Annotated in this window: 22 protein-coding genes; 8 read left to right on the forward strand and 14 right to left on the reverse strand. The window is 41.2% G+C overall.

Annotated elements, in window-relative coordinates; all coding sequences use genetic code 11:
- Positions 1-22 precede the first annotated feature (22 nt).
- Together NYE65_RS07390 and NYE65_RS07395 are read left to right on the forward strand one after the other, a co-directional pair.
- On the forward strand, positions 23-145 hold the full coding sequence (locus tag NYE65_RS07390) for a hypothetical protein (protein ID WP_264639418.1): 123 nt from the start codon (positions 23-25) through the stop codon (positions 143-145).
- The gene (locus tag NYE65_RS07395; RefSeq protein ID WP_328175889.1) at positions 132-782 is read left to right on the forward strand and encodes an O-methyltransferase; all 651 of its coding nucleotides are present in this window, start codon (positions 132-134) and stop codon (positions 780-782) included. The genes NYE65_RS07390 and NYE65_RS07395 overlap by 14 nt, the downstream gene beginning before the upstream one ends.
- 352 nt (positions 783-1,134) lie before the next feature.
- Here NYE65_RS07395 and NYE65_RS07400 read toward each other — a convergent pair whose 3' ends face one another.
- The 4 genes from NYE65_RS07400 to NYE65_RS07415 all read right to left on the reverse strand — a co-directional run bounded on the left by NYE65_RS07400 (position 1,135) and on the right by NYE65_RS07415 (position 5,869).
- The gene (locus NYE65_RS07400) at positions 1,135-1,290 is read right to left on the reverse strand and encodes a DUF1540 domain-containing protein (RefSeq protein ID WP_065421101.1); all 156 of its coding nucleotides are present in this window, start codon (positions 1,288-1,290) and stop codon (positions 1,135-1,137) included.
- Between the two features lie 143 nt (positions 1,291-1,433).
- On the reverse strand, positions 1,434-3,227 hold the full coding sequence (gene cstA, locus NYE65_RS07405; protein WP_063575196.1) for a carbon starvation protein CstA: 1,794 nt from the start codon (positions 3,225-3,227) through the stop codon (positions 1,434-1,436).
- A 141-nt stretch (positions 3,228-3,368) separates the two neighbouring features.
- Positions 3,369-4,115, reverse strand: a complete 747-nt coding sequence (locus tag NYE65_RS07410; RefSeq protein WP_340860264.1) for a LytR/AlgR family response regulator transcription factor — start codon at positions 4,113-4,115, stop codon at positions 3,369-3,371.
- Positions 4,112-5,869: a sensor histidine kinase gene (locus tag NYE65_RS07415; RefSeq protein ID WP_340862103.1), complete on the reverse strand. Its 1,758-nt coding sequence runs from the start codon at positions 5,867-5,869 to the stop codon at positions 4,112-4,114. The genes NYE65_RS07410 and NYE65_RS07415 overlap by 4 nt, the downstream gene beginning before the upstream one ends.
- 491 nt (positions 5,870-6,360) lie before the next feature.
- Here NYE65_RS07415 and NYE65_RS27190 point away from each other — a divergent pair, with 491 nt between their 5' ends.
- The 4 genes from NYE65_RS27190 to NYE65_RS07430 all read left to right on the forward strand — a co-directional run bounded on the left by NYE65_RS27190 (position 6,361) and on the right by NYE65_RS07430 (position 7,559).
- Positions 6,361-6,696, forward strand: a complete 336-nt coding sequence (locus NYE65_RS27190) for a response regulator transcription factor (RefSeq protein ID WP_445670444.1) — start codon at positions 6,361-6,363, stop codon at positions 6,694-6,696.
- A 33-nt stretch (positions 6,697-6,729) separates the two neighbouring features.
- On the forward strand, positions 6,730-6,942 hold the full coding sequence (locus NYE65_RS07420) for a hypothetical protein (protein ID WP_340860266.1): 213 nt from the start codon (positions 6,730-6,732) through the stop codon (positions 6,940-6,942).
- Between the two features lie 69 nt (positions 6,943-7,011).
- Positions 7,012-7,332, forward strand: coding sequence for a YbjQ family protein (locus NYE65_RS07425; protein WP_034304199.1), 321 nt, complete (start codon positions 7,012-7,014; stop codon positions 7,330-7,332).
- Positions 7,332-7,559, forward strand: a complete 228-nt coding sequence (locus NYE65_RS07430; protein WP_034304201.1) for a hypothetical protein — start codon at positions 7,332-7,334, stop codon at positions 7,557-7,559. The genes NYE65_RS07425 and NYE65_RS07430 overlap by 1 nt, the downstream gene beginning before the upstream one ends.
- Before the next feature lie 64 nt (positions 7,560-7,623).
- Here NYE65_RS07430 and NYE65_RS07435 read toward each other — a convergent pair whose 3' ends face one another.
- From NYE65_RS07435 to NYE65_RS07455, 5 genes are all read right to left on the reverse strand, one after another.
- Positions 7,624-8,085, reverse strand: a complete 462-nt coding sequence (locus NYE65_RS07435) for a carboxymuconolactone decarboxylase family protein (RefSeq protein ID WP_054399644.1) — start codon at positions 8,083-8,085, stop codon at positions 7,624-7,626.
- A gap of 82 nt (positions 8,086-8,167) precedes the next feature.
- Positions 8,168-9,037, reverse strand: coding sequence for an RNA polymerase sigma-70 factor (locus NYE65_RS07440; RefSeq protein ID WP_252267662.1), 870 nt, complete (start codon positions 9,035-9,037; stop codon positions 8,168-8,170).
- Between the two features lie 243 nt (positions 9,038-9,280).
- Positions 9,281-9,985 (reverse strand): LptM family lipoprotein, encoded by a 705-nt coding sequence (locus NYE65_RS07445; protein ID WP_340860272.1) that lies wholly within the window; start codon positions 9,983-9,985, stop codon positions 9,281-9,283.
- A 319-nt stretch (positions 9,986-10,304) separates the two neighbouring features.
- Positions 10,305-10,481: a hypothetical protein gene (locus NYE65_RS07450; protein WP_164468801.1), complete on the reverse strand. Its 177-nt coding sequence runs from the start codon at positions 10,479-10,481 to the stop codon at positions 10,305-10,307.
- A gap of 385 nt (positions 10,482-10,866) precedes the next feature.
- Entirely contained in the window at positions 10,867-11,763 is an 897-nt protein-coding gene (locus NYE65_RS07455; protein ID WP_340860274.1) for a LysR family transcriptional regulator, read from the reverse strand.
- Positions 11,764-11,897: 134 nt separating this feature from the next.
- Between NYE65_RS07455 and NYE65_RS07460 the strand changes: the two genes are divergently transcribed.
- Positions 11,898-12,881 (forward strand): DMT family transporter, encoded by a 984-nt coding sequence (locus NYE65_RS07460; RefSeq protein WP_340860275.1) that lies wholly within the window; start codon positions 11,898-11,900, stop codon positions 12,879-12,881.
- Positions 12,882-12,891: 10 nt separating this feature from the next.
- Positions 12,892-13,035, forward strand: a complete 144-nt coding sequence (locus NYE65_RS07465) for a YrzO family protein (RefSeq protein WP_268589939.1) — start codon at positions 12,892-12,894, stop codon at positions 13,033-13,035.
- A 358-nt stretch (positions 13,036-13,393) separates the two neighbouring features.
- On the opposite strand, the gene NYE65_RS07470 is transcribed toward NYE65_RS07465, so the two are convergent.
- From NYE65_RS07470 to NYE65_RS07490, 5 genes are all read right to left on the reverse strand, one after another.
- Positions 13,394-14,020: a class I SAM-dependent methyltransferase gene (locus tag NYE65_RS07470; protein ID WP_340860278.1), complete on the reverse strand. Its 627-nt coding sequence runs from the start codon at positions 14,018-14,020 to the stop codon at positions 13,394-13,396.
- Between the two features lie 46 nt (positions 14,021-14,066).
- On the reverse strand, positions 14,067-14,972 hold the full coding sequence (locus NYE65_RS07475; protein ID WP_340860279.1) for an NAD(P)/FAD-dependent oxidoreductase: 906 nt from the start codon (positions 14,970-14,972) through the stop codon (positions 14,067-14,069).
- Positions 14,973-15,038: 66 nt separating this feature from the next.
- Entirely contained in the window at positions 15,039-15,452 is a 414-nt protein-coding gene (locus NYE65_RS07480; protein ID WP_268589933.1) for an RrF2 family transcriptional regulator, read from the reverse strand.
- A 336-nt stretch (positions 15,453-15,788) separates the two neighbouring features.
- The gene (locus NYE65_RS07485) at positions 15,789-17,693 is read right to left on the reverse strand and encodes an endonuclease MutS2 (RefSeq protein WP_340860280.1); all 1,905 of its coding nucleotides are present in this window, start codon (positions 17,691-17,693) and stop codon (positions 15,789-15,791) included.
- 655 nt (positions 17,694-18,348) lie between these two features.
- Positions 18,349-18,501, reverse strand: coding sequence for a hypothetical protein (locus NYE65_RS07490; protein ID WP_153246156.1), 153 nt, complete (start codon positions 18,499-18,501; stop codon positions 18,349-18,351).
- Positions 18,502-18,543 lie beyond the last annotated feature (42 nt).

An 18,543-nucleotide genomic window follows, 5' to 3' on the forward strand; every position in this document is an offset into this window, starting at 1 on the left:
CGGTGAATTAAAAGCGATTGATATGTTAATCAACGAATTCATTCAATTATTCGAAATACAAGAAAATGAAGAAGCAGCCGAAAAGGGCAGTGAAGAAAAGGAAACTTCCAATGAGAAAGGAATGGAAATGAATGAAACAAATTAACAGTTATATCGATTCATTATTTTATACTAAAGATGATCTCTTGGAAGAAGTCATTGCGTCCATACAAGAAAACGGAATGCCGTCCATATCGGTATCTCCCTCATCTGGAAAACTTCTTACCATGCTCATATCTATTTCAGGAGCTAAAAATGTGTTGGAAATAGGCGCTCTTGGAGGCTATAGCGGGATCTGCCTTGCCAGGGGTTTCGGCAGCGAAGGTAAATTAACCTCCCTTGAATTACAGGAGGAATACGCAAAGTTAGCTTATCGTAATCTAACCAAAGCTGGCTTTGGCGATCAAGTATCCTATATGACCGGAGAAGCCCTGCTAAGCCTTGAAAAACTCGCTCATGATAACAAGAAATTTGATTTCTTCTTTATAGATGCTGACAAGGACAATTATGAAAATTACCTGCAATATTGCATTAAACTCGCAGAACCAGGCGCTTTAATCGTCATGGATAACGTACTTGCAAGGGGCAGTGTCGCAGATCCGGATGCTGAACCTAAACGTCACACTGCCTTTATGAAGGCATTCAATGAAACCGTGGCCAAACATCCTCAACTGGAATCCATGCTAATCCCAATCGGTGACGGGCTGACCCTTTCAAAAGTAATCGATCAAACTCACGAGTAAACGGCTCAAACTCACGAGTAAACGGCCCAAACTCACGAGTAAACGGCCCAAACTCACGAGTAAACGGCCCAAACTCACGAGTAAACGGCTCAAACTCACGAGTAAATTGCGAATTCACGGGGTTATCGCACGAATTCTCGTGGATATCGAACAAATTTTTGATTTTATCGATCAAACTTAGTTTATATCTGCCAAAATCACGAATAAATCGGTCAAACTCACGATATTATCACCCAAATATCCTTTTCATGAAGAAAATAAAATGAATTTCTATATTCTTGAATGAAAATGATTTTTATTATCAATAATAAAATAAAAGAAGGGTAACCAGTTGATGGTTACCCCCGATGTTTTAAATTTCTGGATCAAATGTTTTGCAATCCGTTTCCTTGCTATTTGATGCTTGTTTCCCTTTATGGCTGACAACATAAATAGCATCTGCACTGCATTTGTTTCCAGAATCCCAATATTTACAATTATTCACTTCACATAGAACATCTTTTGCCATCTTATCACACCTCCTCATTTGCTATCATTAACAAAGTTGGGGTTATTGATACTTTCCTTTTTCAGGTTTTGGTGTCTTAATTTTAATTGCAGGCGTCATGACGTACAAAAATCCGGGCAGTTTCCGCCCGGATTTTTGTATGCTTATGCTGATCTTTTCAATAGTTCTGCTTGAGGGATTTTCCAAAGCTCCCGCCATTTTTTCAAGGCGGCAACCAGGATGATCAAGCCTAGGATTAACATGGTGATCGATAATATTCCGTTCAAGATGCTGAATCCTGCAGAGTCCGGGTTCAGGTATACGTTTTTCACCATCCAGTACCCTGCTACATTGACTGTTACATATAAGTAGGCAAGGGGTACGAGGCATGTCCAGATATACCAGCGTTTGTCTGCGATTTTCAATACGACGGTCGCACCGATTATGAGTCCAATCGAAGCCATGAGCTGGTTGGATACGCCAAAGAGTGCCCAGATCGAACCGATATCCCCAGAGTAAAGCAGGTATCCCCAGATAAAGCAGGCTAATGCGCTGGCGAAGATGTTCCCCGGCAGCCAGTCGACTCGTTTTAATGGTTTATAGAACTCTCCGAAGAAGTCCTGGATTAAGTAACGGGCAACACGTGTCCCTGAATCGATTGCGGTTAATATGAACACCGCCTCGAACATGATGACGAATTGGAAGAAAAACGAAGCCAGTTTGTCAAAGAAGGGTATTTCGGTGAAAATATAGGTCATGCCGACAGCAAGTGTAACTGCCCCGCCTGTCCGTCCCTCCAGATTAATGCCGATTTCTTCACTGAGTTCGTCAAGGTGTACGGTTTCCATACCTAATGTTTGAAATACTTCAGGTGTGGAGTTAATCGCAAAATAATCTCCTGGCTGCAGTGAAACCGCAGCAATCAATGCCATGATGGCAACGACACATTCCACTAGCATCGCTCCGAAACCAACGGATTTGATATCACTCCAACGGTTTAACATTTTTGGAGTTGTGCCTGATCCGACAAATGCATGGAATCCTGAAATCGCGCCACAGGCGATGGTGATTGAAATGAATGGCCAAACGGGACCGGCTACAATCGGGCCCCCGCCATTAATGAATTCGGTAAACGCAGGAAACTGGATTTCTGGATTCACTACGAAAACGCCGATAATCAATGCGGCAAATACACCGATTTTCATAAATGTGCTCAGGTAATCACGAGGTGCCAGCAGCAGCCAAACAGGCAAGGCGGCAGCGAAGAAAGCATAGATCGGCAAAATGATGGCAAGTGTGCTCGCCTCAAGTGTCAATAAGTCGCCAAGTGCCGTTCCTTGAATGTTCGGCCCAAGTAAAATTGCGGCCATGATGAGCCCGAACCCGACGATGGTCGCCCCTTTCAGGTTGCCGGTTTTTTTATGGTAAAGCCCTACACCCATGGCGATCGGAATGGTGATCCCGACAGCGAACGTCCCCCATGGATTGTTTTCCAGAGCATGCAGAACGACCATTGAAAGTCCTGCCATCGTGATCGTGATGATAAAAAGCATCGCGAGTCCTGTACAGAAGCCTGCTACAGGTCCAAGTTCTTCTTTCGCAACTTCCGAAAGGGATTTGCCGTCTTTACGCATCGACGCGAAAAGCACGACGGCATCATGGACGGCTCCGCCGATTACAGCCCCGATCAGAAGCCATAATAAACTTGGCAAATACCCGAATTGTGCAGCAAGGATGGGTCCCACCAAAGGACCAGCCGCTGCAATGGCTGCAAAATGGTGGCCGAATGCCACCCATTTATTTGTTGGAACATAATCTTTTCCATCTTCTAATTTATGGGCCGGAGTCGGCTTGGAATCATCAAGTTTTAATACTTTGAGTGCTATGAATGTCCCGTATAAACGGTAGGCAATCATTAATATACAAATGGAGCCTATGACAATTGTAACCGCATTCATATTTGAACCCCCTCTATTACTTACATCGTAAAAAAATGATATCACAATGAAAGCGAATTCAATGGGTTTTCAAGTTATAATGCAGATATCGAGGGATGGACTGCATTATGATGAAGCTAAAATGCAGAATTATGAAAATTTTTAAAAACCAATCAGCTGCTTTAGCTCCTTCACATACGTCCGGCTTACCGGGATGTTTGATCCGTCACTCATTATGAGATTGTAAGTCGAGTTGAACCAAGGCTGTATTTCGGATATATGGATGACATTCACGATAAAACTGCGATGCACCCGTAAAAATGAGTGCTTATCGAGCTTCTTTTCAAGCACGATGAGAGGGTCGCCGATTTTATATTCATTTTTCCCGGTTTTAATGACCGTCTTTCCTTCCACGAGACCTATGAACAAAATATGATCCCGGTCGATCAAAACGATCCGATCATCTATTTCTACAGCCAATTTACCAGTCTGTTCCACCGCCATTCGGCTGGCGGGAGCTGCTGTTCCGGATTCGTCTTTCCCGATTTGACGCTGCTTCATGAGCTTATCCAATGTTTGACGTATCCTTTTTTCATTAAAGGGCTTCAATAAATAATCAAATGCATATAACTCGAAGGCTTGGAGGGCAAACTCATCATAAGCGGTCGCAAAAATGAGCGAAGGTGCGGGGTCAAGTTCTGCCAATTGCTTAGCCAACTGCAAACCATTGCCATCTGCAAGCTCAATGTCCAAAAAGACAAGCTCAGGTTTAAGGCAAGAGATATCCCTCATGGCATCTTCTATCCCCTCGGCCTCACCCACGACTTCAACTTGCCTGCTTCTCTTCAATAGATATTTCAATTCATCTCTAGCCAGTGGTTCATCCTCTACGATAAATGCCTTCATCATCGTTGCCATACTCCTTTCTCGTTGAGTGGTATTGATATGTTCACTTTGGTTCCGTGTCCCGCTTCACTTTCGATCGAGAGGCTGGCCTGACCTTTATAGATCCCTTCCAGCCGTTCACTGATATTATGAAGGGCCGTTCCTGTTCCCTTAGCCGATTCTACAGCATGCTTGCCCAATTCATCTATTCTCCCGCCCGGAATCCCTTTTCCGTCATCCTCCACAACAATGTGCATCGCATCGTCTTTAATGTATGCGCGGATGATGATTTGACCTTTGTTTTTCACATGTGGAAATGCATGGTGTACCGCATTCTCAACAAGTGGCTGCAATGTGAATGGAGGGATGAGAACTTCCTTAAGCCTTGGCTCAATGCGATAATCGATATGATATTTATCTGGAAAACGAGCCTGCTCCAGTGATAAATATGCGTTAACATGCTCTAATTCCTTTTCTAGCGGCACCAGTATTTGTCGGGCCCCTTGTAAATTAGAGCGAAAGAAGGCACTGAGCTCCTGCAATAAACTTCTTGCCTTCTCGACATCCGTCCGGCATAGAACGGATATCGTATTGATTGCATTAAATAAAAAATGAGGATGGACCTGTGCCTGCAAGGCCTTAATTTCAGCATCTTTCAATAATTTCGTTTGCATTTCCGCTTTTGCCAGTTCCAATTGAGTGGAGAATAGTTTGGCCAATCCTTCAGCTAACTCTTGTTCCACTTGGCTTAATTTATCCGGATGCTTGAAATACATCTTCAAAGTCCCGACCGTTTTCTGTTGGACCTGCAACGGCAGGACTACGGCCGCTTGCAATGGACATTGGTCATGAAAGCAATAAATGTCCTTTTTTGTTTTGGCCACGATGATTTTCCCTTGTTCAAGGGCTTGCTTAGTTAAGCCTGTCGCTATCCCCACCTTAGGGACATGGTGATCTGACGCAGCACCAACATGGGCAAGCACGCTATGTTCATTGGTAATGGCCACGGCATCGGCTTCAGTCAGCCCCAAGATGATTTGGGCTATTCTCTTGCATGAAGTTTGATTCAGGCCTTGCCGGAAAAAGGGCAAAGTCTGATCCGCAATCAGGAACGCAAGATTGGTTTGTACGGCCCGAGTCCGGTCTTCGTCCCTTGTGATCGACTGAATGATGAGCATGAAAAGTAAAGTCCCGAATCCATTGATGATGATCATGGGAATCCCGATTACTTGTACGAGCTCCCACGCCCTTTCAAAGGGTTTGGCCGTCACCAGGATGATGCCCATTTGGATCGCTTCCAATGCCATGCAAATGGGCAAGGCAAACCAAGGGGTGATCGTCCCGTGCTTTCGCCGCCTTTTCCCCAAAAGACCCGATAAAATCCCAGCCAAAATTGCAGCGATCGCACAAGCCCCCGCCGTAAAGCCTCCGAGAAGATAACGGTGAAGCCCCGCAATCAAACCTACTCCCAACCCAACAAAAGGTCCTCCCAGCAGACCGCCGATAGCCACGCCCATAATTCTTGTGTTGGCAATCGCGTTATCGGGAGCAATCTCAGCATGCCAATCACCCTCCGGCATGGCATGAGTTCCGATTTCGATTCCTGTATAGTTACTTATGATCCCGAATGTTCCAAAAAGTGCGATAAACATGATTTTCTTCGACATTTCATGTTCATGGCCTATCATTTGCCGAAAGGGTTTCATATAAGAAAGCAGGAAGGCAGCAATCACGATGATCCCCACTTTTTCAAACAGCGACGGTAATAAATCAACCAAAGCATTCATCCCTTTTCTGGCTTTTTCATTCATCTTACACCAGCCATGAAATCCTTGTCGAATTTTGTTTTTACGATTTCAAGAACATGGAAAAAATGAGGGACCATAACGGAAAAAAGCTAGAATATGATTCAATCTAAAAAAAGCCTATAAATATCAAGGCTTAGAAAGAAATCATTTTATCCGAGTCGTTTTTCAAGGAATCGGACAACTGACGAGAGTAGTTATTATATAGGAAATCCAGGCATCCTGCTTTCCAAATTGACAAGTAGCGCAGGTACATTAAGTATCGGACCTCCTATCGTAAATATGATGACCAATATAAGAAATTCTCCTGAGCTAATTTTGCCTTTCTCGAGCAAAATCAAATTTCCGGAAAGGATTTTAGTGTTATATCTTCCCCCTTCCATGAAATTAAAAATAAGGAATTGCATGGCTATGTAGGTATATTCACAACGGATGATAGTGAAAATTTCAAAATGATTTCTGAAATGCTCGCTAATCAAATCTCCTACGAGTTACATGTCTACCGTGAGAAATTATTAATTGAAGAAATAATAAAAACAGATAGATCGTCTTTATTCACCAGGGAACCGCATAATGTTGATTTGAGAATCATCCAGAATATAACGCAAGGTCTCAAAGATAAAGAAATAGCTGATAATCTGCATATTAGCGTTTCTACAGTTCGTAACCATATAAATAAACTGTTTGAAGAATTAGACGTAGCCTCCAGATCACAATTAATCAGCTTGCATTATGAAAATAAATTGCATGAAATTCTTCATGAAGTGAAGATGGAAAACCTCAATTTAAAGTACTTTTAGAAATAAAAAGCGAAATTCTTTTGAAGGTATGCAATGAGCATCATAAATTTACACATATATAACAATCAAAAAACAGCAGTAAAAACACTGATGAATTTAATCCCATTTATTTTCTGCGAAATGGGATTTTTTATGCTTACCCGAAATATGTTACCCATTGTTAAGAGGGGTAAAGCTTATATTATGTTAAAATTTAAAGGAATGATTATTGCGCTTGATAAAAAAGGAACTACATATAATGTTTAAGCTCATTTGTTTATGCTTTCTGTTCAGGAAAACTTCATTAATAAAGTAAATAAGTCGGAGGCGATTAATGTGTTGGTAGTTACCACAGAAAAAATTGAAGGATACAAAATTGTAGAGGTAAAAGGGCCTGCCTTCGGTCTAATTGTAAGAAGCAGAGGGATTGGCGGCGATATCATGGCAGGGTTAAAGTCCCTGGTAGGCGGAGAGATCAAGCAATATACAGCGATGCTTGAAGATTCAAGAAAAGAAGCTATGGACCGTATGATAAAAAATGCCAATGAAATGGGTGCAAACGCAATTATAATGATGAGATATGATTCTGGGGAAATCGGTACGAATATGAGCGAAATCGTTGCATATGGAACCGCCGTCATTGTGGAGAAAATATAATGAAATTCATCATAGGGTACTATATATTACAAATTATTATAGTTATCTTATGCATTTTACTTGGATACTTTATCTATGATAAACGGTTTAAACGCAATCACGGTGTAAAAGTTCCAGATGGATTTCAATCGACAGATGAAATAAATATAGACCCCGTGACAGGAGAAAAAACAAGGGTGTATTATAATCCTGATACGGGTGAACGCTTTTATAAAAAAGAAAAATAATTTAAAAGCCACGTTTTTACAATCAAAACCCCTTGTAATCATACAAGGGGTTTTGATAACGACATTATTTTTCCATTACAGGCTTATAGTGCCCTGGTATGTTTTGGGCTGAAATGGCCAATCGGTTCCAGCCATTGATCGTGATGATTATGGTAACGAGATCGATATATTGTTTTTCATCAAAATGCAGGCGGACCCTCTCATATAGTTCATCGGGTACACCGTTTGCGGAAATGGCCGTGACCGCTTCCGTCAATTCCAGCGCTGCCCTTTCCGAATCAGAATAGAATGGTGTTTCACGCCAAGCACTCAAACAGTAAATTCTTTGTTCCGTTTCACCCATTGCCCGGGCATCCTTTGTATGCATATCCAAGCAGTACGCACAGCCATTGATTTGGGAAGCGCGAATTTTTATCAATTCGATTAATGCGCTATCGATTTCCGTTGTTTTCTTGTACTCCTCCAAACCCATCATTAATTTGACCACTTCACGATTTGTCTTCATGTAGTTAATCCGTTGTTCCATGTCTATCTCCTCCATTATCTTTTTAGGTTCCACTTATAAGACAATATAGAGGTTTGTTTTGTGACATTCAAAAAAAGACCCCTCAATCTATCACAGGAATATGATTTAATTTATCGGGATTGGTGACAATGAAGATTTTGCGGATATTTTTTTGTTTTGGATCTAATTCAAAGCAGATGACTTTGATAGGCTTTCCTTCTTTCATTTGCAAAATTCCCTCCTGGCCATTGACCATCACCGGAAGAAGTTCTCCTATGAAGCCTCCTTTAGCGGAAACGCCTTTAAGAAAGGCGGATACGCGCTGTCTGGTTACTATTGGGTTTAAAGCAGAAAGCACTTTACCTCCGCCGTCAGTAACAAGGACAACATCTTCTGTAAGAAGATCCAAAAACTCCTCAAAGTTTCCTGTCGCAGATGCTTTTATGAATTTTTTTGCCAAAAGATCGACATGTTTCGTATCCTCCGGATGGACTGGCCTATCATTCTGTAATTTCCGCTTAGCCCGGCTGTAGATCTTTCTGCAGTTCACTTCATTCTTTTCCAGCATTTCGGCGATATCTTCATAGCTGTAAGTGAATGCTTCCCTAAGCACGAAAACCGCTCTTTCAACAGGTGAAAGCTGTTCCAGCAAAACGAGGAAGGCATATGCAACCGTTTCATCCGTTACGACCTTATCTAGAGGCTGATCTGTTTCGTTTACCCGAGGTTCTGGCAGCCAAGGACCTGTGTAAACCTCTCTTCTCTTACGGGCTGACTTTAAAAAATTCAGACAGCGATTTGTCGTCATTTTCGCAAGATATGCTTTCATGTCCTTAATTTCGTCGGTATCAAGCTTAAGCTGCAGGAATAAATCATGAACGATATCTTCTGCATCGGTAACCGATCCGAGCATCCGGTATGCGATGGAAAAAAGAAAAGGTCGATATGTCTTATATAATGTATCCAACTCCACTTGCTTCACCTATTTTCTATCAATTTCGTTTTTCGAAAACCTATCACTAATTATTCTCTAACCCAATCATTTATCCTTCTAGATCGAATAAAGCAGACAATCCTATCATACAAAAAAGAGCAGCAAAAGAGCTGCTCAGACTGTAGACAAACTAGCTTCCTACCGTTCAACAGGATTCCTTACCGGACAAATATATTACCACTCTCTGTTAAAATGGTGTACCCAATTTCGGATACTCATTGATCAAGTTGCTTCATACCATACAATATCGTCAAACATTTTTACAACCCGCGGTATGAAGCCTTCTTCATAATCTTCCGGAAATTGAACGATCGCATAGTAAACACGGTCGCCATGTTGAAAAACGGACACTGTACCCAATATAGAATAATTACTGCCATTCTGACTAATGTCAAATTCGACCTCAGACCAATCAAATCGGTTAGGCGAATTATCAGATGGCTGTTTTATCTCAAAGCCGTTGCTTATCATAGCTTCCCTCGCAAACTCCTTCTTTTCTTCTATTGTCGCATTCGTACCCTCACTTTTGGAAAAAATCTGAACTTTGGCATCCTCATTTCTCTTGCCTGCAAAATTTGCAAAAACAATCATTGCATCTCCTTCACCAGAACTAGCCTCTTCAACGACCATATCATCCACGATGTAGGTTGAGAATCCCAATGCCTGACTATGATGAAGCGTGAAATGGAATGGTTCTTCCATACCTTCCAATATGATCGTATCCGTTTTCGTATTTGGCAGACCTTTTGTCGGATCTTCAACCGATTCACCTGGAGGATCTTCATCTTGCCCGTCGGTTTGCTTAGGATTATCATTTGGCTTTTCTGAGATTGGCGGAGATTCCTCATTTCCCTCCTGGACTCCTTTACAAGCACTAAGTCCTGTTACCAAAAAAACGGCTGCCAAAATCAACAATATCTTTTTCATTGGAACCCTCTTTTCTTGTGTTTTAACAAATTATTATACGGTCCCATATGGAAAAAAGTTACACTTCGCTTCATTGAAATATCAGACTTTATCGACTAAAAAAGATCGATACTCCACTCGTTCCGAAAAAGAAAATATGAGATTGATTCACTTTGATGCGTCTATATCTTTATTTAACTAAACTATTCAATAGATAGTTTGAGTAGGAGTGCTTGAATGTATGATAATGTAAAGAATCGCACGTTCAAAAGGCCGCCAATTGGCGGCCTTCATAACTTTCCTTGCCTTATATGTACTAATTGAAAAATATATGTTTTGGTTAAGATCCAATGCTATGTTCTACTGCAGTATCCCAATTAGGAAAATAATACAATGCATTCTTCATTAACTCCGGATCTGACTTCTTTACCTCTTTCTTTCGAGGTAGCTTCCCTTCTTTTTCTACTAAGTCGGAAATTTGATTCACGACTTCTTCAACACTCATATTTACTTCCATCTCTGTTCCCTCCTTCTTGTTATTATTTATATTTTTTCCCAATCGAAGAAAAGTAATACAATTTTTCTTAAACTAAACTACCAGTTTAGTTTAAGAAGGTTACTTGAATGTATGGATAATTGAAAGGATCCTACAGACAAAAAGCCAACGAAATCGTCGGCTTTTTGTCTAAATAATTCCCAAAATACTTTCTAGAAGTAACATGATTAATAAACGACAAGCATAAGGAACCGAAGCAATAATAAATGCCATACCATACTATATCACTGTCCCAGTTTCGCCATGTTTTTTATGTTTTACTTTTTTTGAATAGTTTCGCAGCCTAAAATAATCGGTTTCAACGATCCTCTATCATTCTATCGCAAAGCGATTTGCTACTCACCCTTCATATCACCTCAGGAGCTGTTTCTGGATTTTGCTTGATCCGGTCTTCATGATGAGCTTCAATCGTGTGCAGAAAGCTTTTCATGGAGTTTGTCATATAAGCATCTTTACGGTGAATGAAGACTGTCGAGATATTGCGGTATTCTTCCGGAATTGGATGCACGTGGACTTTTTCATTGGCTGTTAGGTGATTTACCGCCGATTGTGGTACGAGGGTAATGCCAAGGCCGAGTGTTACGCTGGTTAGGATCGTTTCCAATACATTGAACTCCATGATCCTTTTGGGCATCACCTCTTCTTCCCTCAGCCATTGTTCCAGTTTGGAGCGATAGCCACACCCCTGACTGAATACTAAAAATGGTTCTGTTATGATTTCTTCAAGGTTAAATGTTTCCTTTCTTGTAACTAATACAAGTTTTTCTGTACAGACATCGTATGGCTGAATGAGCGGATGTTTGATCGGTCCTGTAACAAAAGCGCCATCCAGCCTGTGTTCAATGACATCTTTGATTAAGTCTTCCGTTAACCCCGCCTTTATGGATAAATCGACATTTGGATACTGTTTATGATAGGAGGCTAGAATCTTGGGAAGATCGCTGACCGTTTCAACTGTACCTATGTTCAATATCCCTGTAGGTGTTTCACTATCCAGGAATACTTGCTTGAGTTCTTCTACATCAAGCAAAATTTTGTTTACATACTCCAGCATTTTTCTGGCCTCCGCAGTTAGTGACATGCCACGTTTATGCCTATTGAATAAAGGCGTCCGTAACTCCTGCTCTAAATGCTTAATCCTCGCCGTTACATTGGATTGGACGTAATTCAACTCAACAGCCGCCTTACTTACGCTGCCATATTTAGCGACGCACTGGAATATTTGCAAATCCCTCATTTCCACAAAAGTGCCCCCCTTTCTCAACTATCATTAATAATGATGATTATATTCATTTTAAGTCATTTTACATGATAATGACTTTATCATAAGGTGTGTATAGGAATTAAATCAATCATTATTTTTGAGGGGAAGCTTTTATGAAAAAAAATCAAGTTTTAATCGGTGCACTTTTATGTTTGACTGCCAGCATTTCTTGGGGAGCGATGTTTCCAGTTGCAGAAAGGGCCTTAATGTATATTGATCCTTTTTATTTCGCTTTTTTGCGATATTTAGCTGTTAGCGTCATTTTAGGGATATTGCTTTTAATGAAAGAGGGTAAGAAGTCTTTTAGCCTGGAAGGGCAAGGAAAGAAATTATTGTTTTTTGGGACGATGGCGTTCACTGTCTACAATTTTCTCATTTTCGCAGGTCAAGATTTACTGGGGCATAACGGGGTGATTGTTGCTTCCATCATGGAATCATTAATGCCCATGATTTCAATTTTAATTCTGTGGGTTTTCAAAAGTGCCAGACCCATGAAGTATACAATCGCCAGCATGTTCCTTGCCTTGATAGGGGCCATTCTTGTCATTACCAATGGCAGCTTATCATTCGTATTTTTATTGAAAGATAATGTCATCCCTATCGTTTTCATTCTTATCGGGGTTATAGGGTGGGTTATTTATACGATGGGCGGCAACCAATTTAACGGATGGTCAACACTTCGCTATTCGACTTTAACATGCATTTTAGGAACAGCCGTATCAGCCATCATAACCTTCCTCGCAACGGCAATGGGCCTGTCCGTCCCTACGGCAGAGGTTATGCAATCCATTTATGGCGAGATGATTTTCATGATTATTTTCCCTGGTGCCATAGCCCTTTTAAGCTGGAATTTAGGCATTAAACTTTTAACGCCGATCAATGGAATCCTATTTATCAATTTAGTTCCAATCACCACGTTGGCCATCGTTTTCATCCAAGGAGGATCACTATCATCCTACGAATTACTCGGAACTTTTTTAGTTATATATGCTTTGATTCAAAACAATTATTTTCAAAGAAAAAACTTGCCTTTCCGGGTTGAGAAAATGAATCCAAGTGAGAAGAAACACTTAATTAAAGGTACACAACATCAATAGGAGGGCAACAATGGATTTACTAACGCTTATGCTAATCTTTGGATTGGCTGTACTTTGGGAATTGGCAACGATTAATAAGAATGTGAAAAAGATGAATGAGCAAAATGCAGAATTGATCAATCTGTATAATGAAAGAAGGAAAAGAATTCATTAAAGTGGACTTTTGGCAATACAACGCAAAAATTTGGACGTTGATTTGAACGTAGGGCACTCGCTTTCCGCGGGCGGTCCGCCCTCGGCGCACTTGCGCCTGTGGGGTCTCCCTTGGACTCGCTCTTCCCGCAGGAGTCTCGCACACCCGCTCCAATCAACTTTACTAAATTTAGATCTAATAACTGAAACCTTTTAGAGAGGCTTTTTTGCATTTTGATGATCGTACTATTCACCAAGCTTAATCGGCGGCCCTTTATTCAAGCTCAGCCTTCAATTTGTCGGCGGACGAGAGCAAATAGAAAAGAGCATGTGTTGAAAAAATGATTGATCAAAACATGCCCTTTTTGTGGATAGCCATTCTAGTCCTTTTGACATTTTACCATTATAAATTTAAATGGAGGTTTATTTTCCATATTCTTATGGGGCTCAATAATTTCTGAAAACTCTATCAGTCCATAATTCCCAAATTCTTGTTTAATCGAGTCGGAATCATAAAAAAACATTTTTATCCCTTCCATTATCTCGAAATAGTCTTTACCCAGTTGTTTGCCCTTACCGAACATTGGGGCCTCTTTTGAAATAGTGGTGAAAATCATATATCCATTTGGCTTTAACTGATTATAGCAATCTTTAATAAACTTATCTCTCTCACGATTATTCAATAAGTGAATAATGGCATAACAAAATATACCATCATAAAGTTTGTTATCAAAAGGCATATCGGTTACTGAACCATGAAAAATATTAAGATTAAGCTCATTTTGCCTTGCCAATTCAATCGCTGTTTTTGAAATTTCGATACCTGTTACATGTATTCCGTTGTCCGTAAAAATCTTGGCATTTCTGCCATAACCAATACCAGGAATCAATAGATCCTTAACTTTCTTTTCAAGGAAAAAATCCTTTATCAAGATTGCAGAGTCTGAAGGTTCAAGTCCCCACATCATTTGATTTTCTATAAAACTTGATTCCCAGATTTCCGTCATACTTCTTTCTCCTTTACAAATGGTCTCTTTCTTTTAAAAAAGGATTTTATGCCTCCAAAAGAAATGCAGCTTCAACTAAATCCATGATGACTCCAGCCGCCGCTTTATTGCCCTCCGCCGCCGCAATCACTAGCTGAGAAGGCGTGCTGAGTGATGTATCTCCGGATGCATATACCCCTTCAACCGTTGTTCGTCCAAATGAATCCACTTTAATCCCGCCGTTCGCAGTGATTTCGCAGCCGAGCTGTTCCGCAAAAGGAGCGGACTGCACCAAGTCTGTCACCACAATACCTGCCTCCCTTTTGATTTCCTGTCCGTTTTGCAGCCGGATCGATGTCAGCTTCCCTCCTTTCGATTTAAGATCTTCAATCTTTTCTTCCACGACTGTCAATTGCTGTCTAGCCAAAATATCCTTCTCCTCATCAAGCACCTGATAGCCATTTGTAAACACCATTACATCACCGCTCCAGTTTGACAGCAGTTTTCCCATATGAAAGGCCCGTTCATTTTCTGCAATCACCGCCAATGCTTTGCCGCGCATTTCCCAGCCGTCACAAAAAGGACAGCTGAAAACACTCGTTCCGTATACATTCTGTATGCCTGGAATCTCCGGCAAGACATCCCGAAGGCCTGTTGCGAGAAGCACTTTTTTCGCCATGTAATCCGTTCCGCCTTTCGTTTGAATCCGGAACACACCACTGGCTTTTTCAATAATCTCCACCCGCTCCTTCTTAAGGGAGACGGACGGATATTTCTGGACATCCGTTCTTGCCCGCTTCTTGAACTCTGACGGCTTTACGCCATCCTGTGTGATAAATCCGTGCGACTCCTGCGTCACCCGGTTACGGGGTTTATCCTCATCAAACAAAATTGTTTTCCGTCCAGCACGCCCCATGACCAATGCGGCATTCAGTCCTGCAGGTCCTCCGCCAATAATTACACAATCCAACACATACAACACTCCTTTTTTATAAAACCTATTAGAGACCCTTAATATCCTTAATTTGTGCAAAAAAATTTATTTTTCTTTTTTTATCTCCTTACTCTGCTCCGCGATGCTCTGAATGGTCCGTCCAGCAAGTTCTTTCTTCATGTTGCCTTCCGCCTCGATCATCACGCGCTCAATTAAACAATCGCTTTCTTCATGGTCAAACACACAGTTGAAAAGCACCGACTGACCCTCCACCGCTTCAATAACATCCAGAAACGAAATGTCCTGCGCGCGGCGTGAAATACTGTAGCCGCCTTTTGCCCCTGGCACTGATTCAATTAATCCTGCCTTCACAAGCTTCGTCAAAATCTTCGACAAGTACGTCGGAGACAAATCCTGCAAACACGCCAGCTGGTCCACGCTTACCGTATGACCTTTTGGTTCCATCGTTAAATGCACCATTGTATGCAGTGCATAATTGGTTGCCTTTGAATACTTCATTGATGCACCTCATAATTAAAACTATTATAGACTTTTAATATCTGTAATTGATTGTAACTCAAGCAGCAAAAAACCGCAAACTTCTTTACCTCACCTAACGATGATCATACTGCCGAAATCTTTTCTTGTTATAATTCTAAACCTACATTTTTTAAACAACAGTACGCTCATATTATGTATTCCTTTTTAGAAAGGGTATATCCACACGAGAATGTAAGCCAAAAAAATATGAGCCCTGTTAAAACAGAACTCATACCCTGCCGATGTCTAACTTTTTTGGTGGAACACGGTTTTCACAACCGCTATATTACAATTTCATAAGTCATCAGGATTTTTTTATTCACCAAGCTTCTTCCGGATATCCGCTGCAACGTTCTTTAGCGCTTTTTTCGATCCCCGCTCTAAGTCATGGTTCAATTTCCTTTCTTTGTAGCTGACAAATAAAGAATCGAGATCATAGCCTTCAGGATATAAATCGACGGCCTTTATATCAAGCTCGAGCTTATTGGCATGAACCTCCTTGAAGGTATCTTCGAAAAGTACGACGACATTATTGAAGGAGTCCTTTTTCTTATAAACGATCGCGTGCCCATTCAGTTCGCTTACCTTCACTTTGTCGCCGACTTCATATTCATAAGATGATTCTTTAGGAACGGCCGCTGGCTTCGCTTTTTTGATTTTACTTTCCTGGACACGCTCCAAGTCGTAGTCTTTATTTTCGATATAGAGCTTTGCCTTTTGCAGAACCTTTTCACGGACATTCATTTTTTTGGCTATCCAAAGGGCATTGCTTTCCCCGGATTGACCTATCAACAGCTTGTATTTTGGCTCAAGTGTTTCGCTGTTGAATTGCATGGCGGCATTCATGAAATCACTGTGTATTTCCGAGTAGCGCTTGATTTCACCATAATGGGTCGTCGCAACGGTTATGCACCCCCTTTGATAAAATTCCTCAAGGATGCTAATCGCTAATGCGGCTCCTTCATTCGGTTCCGTTCCGCTCCCGATTTCATCGAACAGCAGCAAGGAGTTATTGGTTATTGCCCCCATGATTTCCGAGATGTTTTTCATATGCGATGAAAACGTGCTCAGTGCATTTTCCATGCTTTGATTATCACCGATATCGACGAATACCTGGTCAAAGACGGCAAGCTCCGTTCCCTCTTTCCCGGCAACATGCAGTCCTGACATGACAGCCAATGTAAGGATGCCGATCGTTTTCAGTACGACAGTTTTACCCCCGGCATTTGGGCCTGTAATAATCAAGCTGCGATAGTCCTTACCGATTTCAAAATCCAAAGGTACGCTGTCTTCCGGCAATAGTGGATGCTTACAGCCCGTTAATTTAATATAACCGTGATCATTGATTTTCGGTTCGATGGCGTCCATGCTTTTACTGAACTTGGCTTTTGCGAAGATCATGTCATATTGACTGATCAACTCGATGTTTATCTTGATCGGTTTCAGTTGTTCGAAAACCGTTCCGGATAATGTGGCCAAAAGTTGATACTCTTCCATCGATTCCTCCGCCTTTAAGCTTGCCAATTCTGCATTCAATTTCGTAACAGAGGCAGGTTCAATGAACACGGTAGCCCCTTTTGCCGATACTTCCACGATCGTTCCGGCCACTTGATTTTTATAGGAGGCTTTAATCGGGATGGTGTAGCGATCATCCTTTTTACTGATGAAAAATTCCTGAATGAACTCTTTATTGGCTCCGCTCTTCAAGAACTTATTCAGCCGGTCCTCTATTTTACTTTCTGTCTTGATGATTTGGTTCCTGATCCGTTTCAGGTCCTTGCTTGCTTCGGAAACGACAGCATTTCCCTTTATGGTGAATTGGATTTCTTCTTCAATGCTCCGGAATTCAGTCATGGAGCGGGCGTAGGAATGCAGTGTCGGTGCAAAGAACTCTTTATCGGTCATGAATTTCTTGATATTCCTGCAGCCTCTTAAGAAGTCTGCTATCGCCACTAACTCTGACGGCTCCAAAATCATTCCTTTTTCCAGTTTGTCGATATGGAGGCCAATATGTGAAATGCCTTTTAAGGGAATATGGCTTTCCGCATTCAGTAAGTTCCTTGCCTCCGTGGTCTCGTTCAAACGACTTTTAACGACTTTCAAGGTGCCGCTCGGCTTAAGCCGATCCAATAACGCTTTTCCTAAACCGCTTACGCAATGGTTTTTAACCATTTCCTTGAGTTGGATATATTGTAATTTTTCATAAGTCATTGTATTCATCTAATGATCCTCCTTGAATGAGTGAGTGATTAAAAAATTCCCGAATCCAAAAAATGCCCGCAATGGTCCCCCTACCTTTACAAATGAACAAGCCATTTGAGTAGAAAGCTCCTGCGGGCATCGGCCTTATCCATGGATAAGTACCTGAAATCGATAACAAATAGGGCAGCTCGAATAGACCTGCGTACACAAAAAAGCATGATAGGACAAATCCCACCATGCTTTTCGCCGTAACACCTGCATGTTACACGAATTATGGAAAAGGAAGCAGTCTTAAGGTAGGTATTCACAATGCAAAATTGCACTGTGAAAAAAGGCATACGTAATCCACTGACAAATCAGTGATTAAATACCTTATTCAACTAAATTAGTTGATACCTACTCCCGACATAAAACACCACACCTTTTCTTAGATTGGAATTAACATACCATATCAGTAAGAAAGAGTCAATTCGTTTTTTGCGATTTTCCAAAGTTTCATTAAAAGATTCAAGAAAAAAATGCAGCCAAGCCCATGGTGCTCCCCTTTTCATTGTCTGAATATTTACTTTAAAATCGGGGTATGTTATCCTTATATTGACATAAACTAAAAACAGCCTCATGCGCTAACATGAGGCTGACAACTAGCAAGAGTGGTTGGTCACAACTAACTTAATTAATCGTCAGAAGAAGAACCATTGCCATCTTGGGAGGATGAGTGGTTCTTTTTCCGTTTCTTGGCGAACATAGACAGGATAAGACTGGTTGCTACAGCAACAAATATCTCTTTACCCATATCTGTAATCAAGTTCAATAAGAAATGAATCAAGCGGTCACCTCCTTTCCAATCTATCATTAGATGGAAAAGCAA

This window comes from Peribacillus sp. FSL R5-0717 (assembly GCF_038002945.1).
Lineage (GTDB): Bacteria > Bacillota > Bacilli > Bacillales > DSM-1321 > Peribacillus > Peribacillus frigoritolerans.

Coding starts and splice junctions, on each gene's coding strand:
- NYE65_RS07390 (WP_264639418.1), top strand. CDS start 23: ATGTTAATCAACGAATTCATTCAATTATTCGAAATACAAGAAAATGAA.
- NYE65_RS07395 (WP_328175889.1), top strand. CDS start 132: ATGAAACAAATTAACAGTTATATCGATTCATTATTTTATACTAAAGAT.
- NYE65_RS07400 (WP_065421101.1), bottom strand. CDS start 1,290: ATGGCAAAAGATGTTCTATGTGAAGTGAATAATTGTAAATATTGGGAT.
- cstA (WP_063575196.1), bottom strand. CDS start 3,227: ATGAATGCGGTTACAATTGTCATAGGCTCCATTTGTATATTAATGATT.
- NYE65_RS07410 (WP_340860264.1), bottom strand. CDS start 4,115: ATGATGAAGGCATTTATCGTAGAGGATGAACCACTGGCTAGAGATGAA.
- NYE65_RS27190 (WP_445670444.1), top strand. CDS start 6,361: ATGCTCGCTAATCAAATCTCCTACGAGTTACATGTCTACCGTGAGAAA.
- NYE65_RS07420 (WP_340860266.1), top strand. CDS start 6,730: ATGAGCATCATAAATTTACACATATATAACAATCAAAAAACAGCAGTA.
- NYE65_RS07430 (WP_034304201.1), top strand. CDS start 7,332: ATGAAATTCATCATAGGGTACTATATATTACAAATTATTATAGTTATC.
- NYE65_RS07435 (WP_054399644.1), bottom strand. CDS start 8,085: ATGGAACAACGGATTAACTACATGAAGACAAATCGTGAAGTGGTCAAA.
- NYE65_RS07445 (WP_340860272.1), bottom strand. CDS start 9,985: ATGAAAAAGATATTGTTGATTTTGGCAGCCGTTTTTTTGGTAACAGGA.
- NYE65_RS07450 (WP_164468801.1), bottom strand. CDS start 10,481: ATGGAAGTAAATATGAGTGTTGAAGAAGTCGTGAATCAAATTTCCGAC.
- NYE65_RS07460 (WP_340860275.1), top strand. CDS start 11,898: ATGAAAAAAAATCAAGTTTTAATCGGTGCACTTTTATGTTTGACTGCC.
- NYE65_RS07465 (WP_268589939.1), top strand. CDS start 12,892: ATGGATTTACTAACGCTTATGCTAATCTTTGGATTGGCTGTACTTTGG.
- NYE65_RS07470 (WP_340860278.1), bottom strand. CDS start 14,020: ATGACGGAAATCTGGGAATCAAGTTTTATAGAAAATCAAATGATGTGG.
- NYE65_RS07480 (WP_268589933.1), bottom strand. CDS start 15,452: ATGAAGTATTCAAAGGCAACCAATTATGCACTGCATACAATGGTGCAT.
- NYE65_RS07485 (WP_340860280.1), bottom strand. CDS start 17,693: ATGAATACAATGACTTATGAAAAATTACAATATATCCAACTCAAGGAA.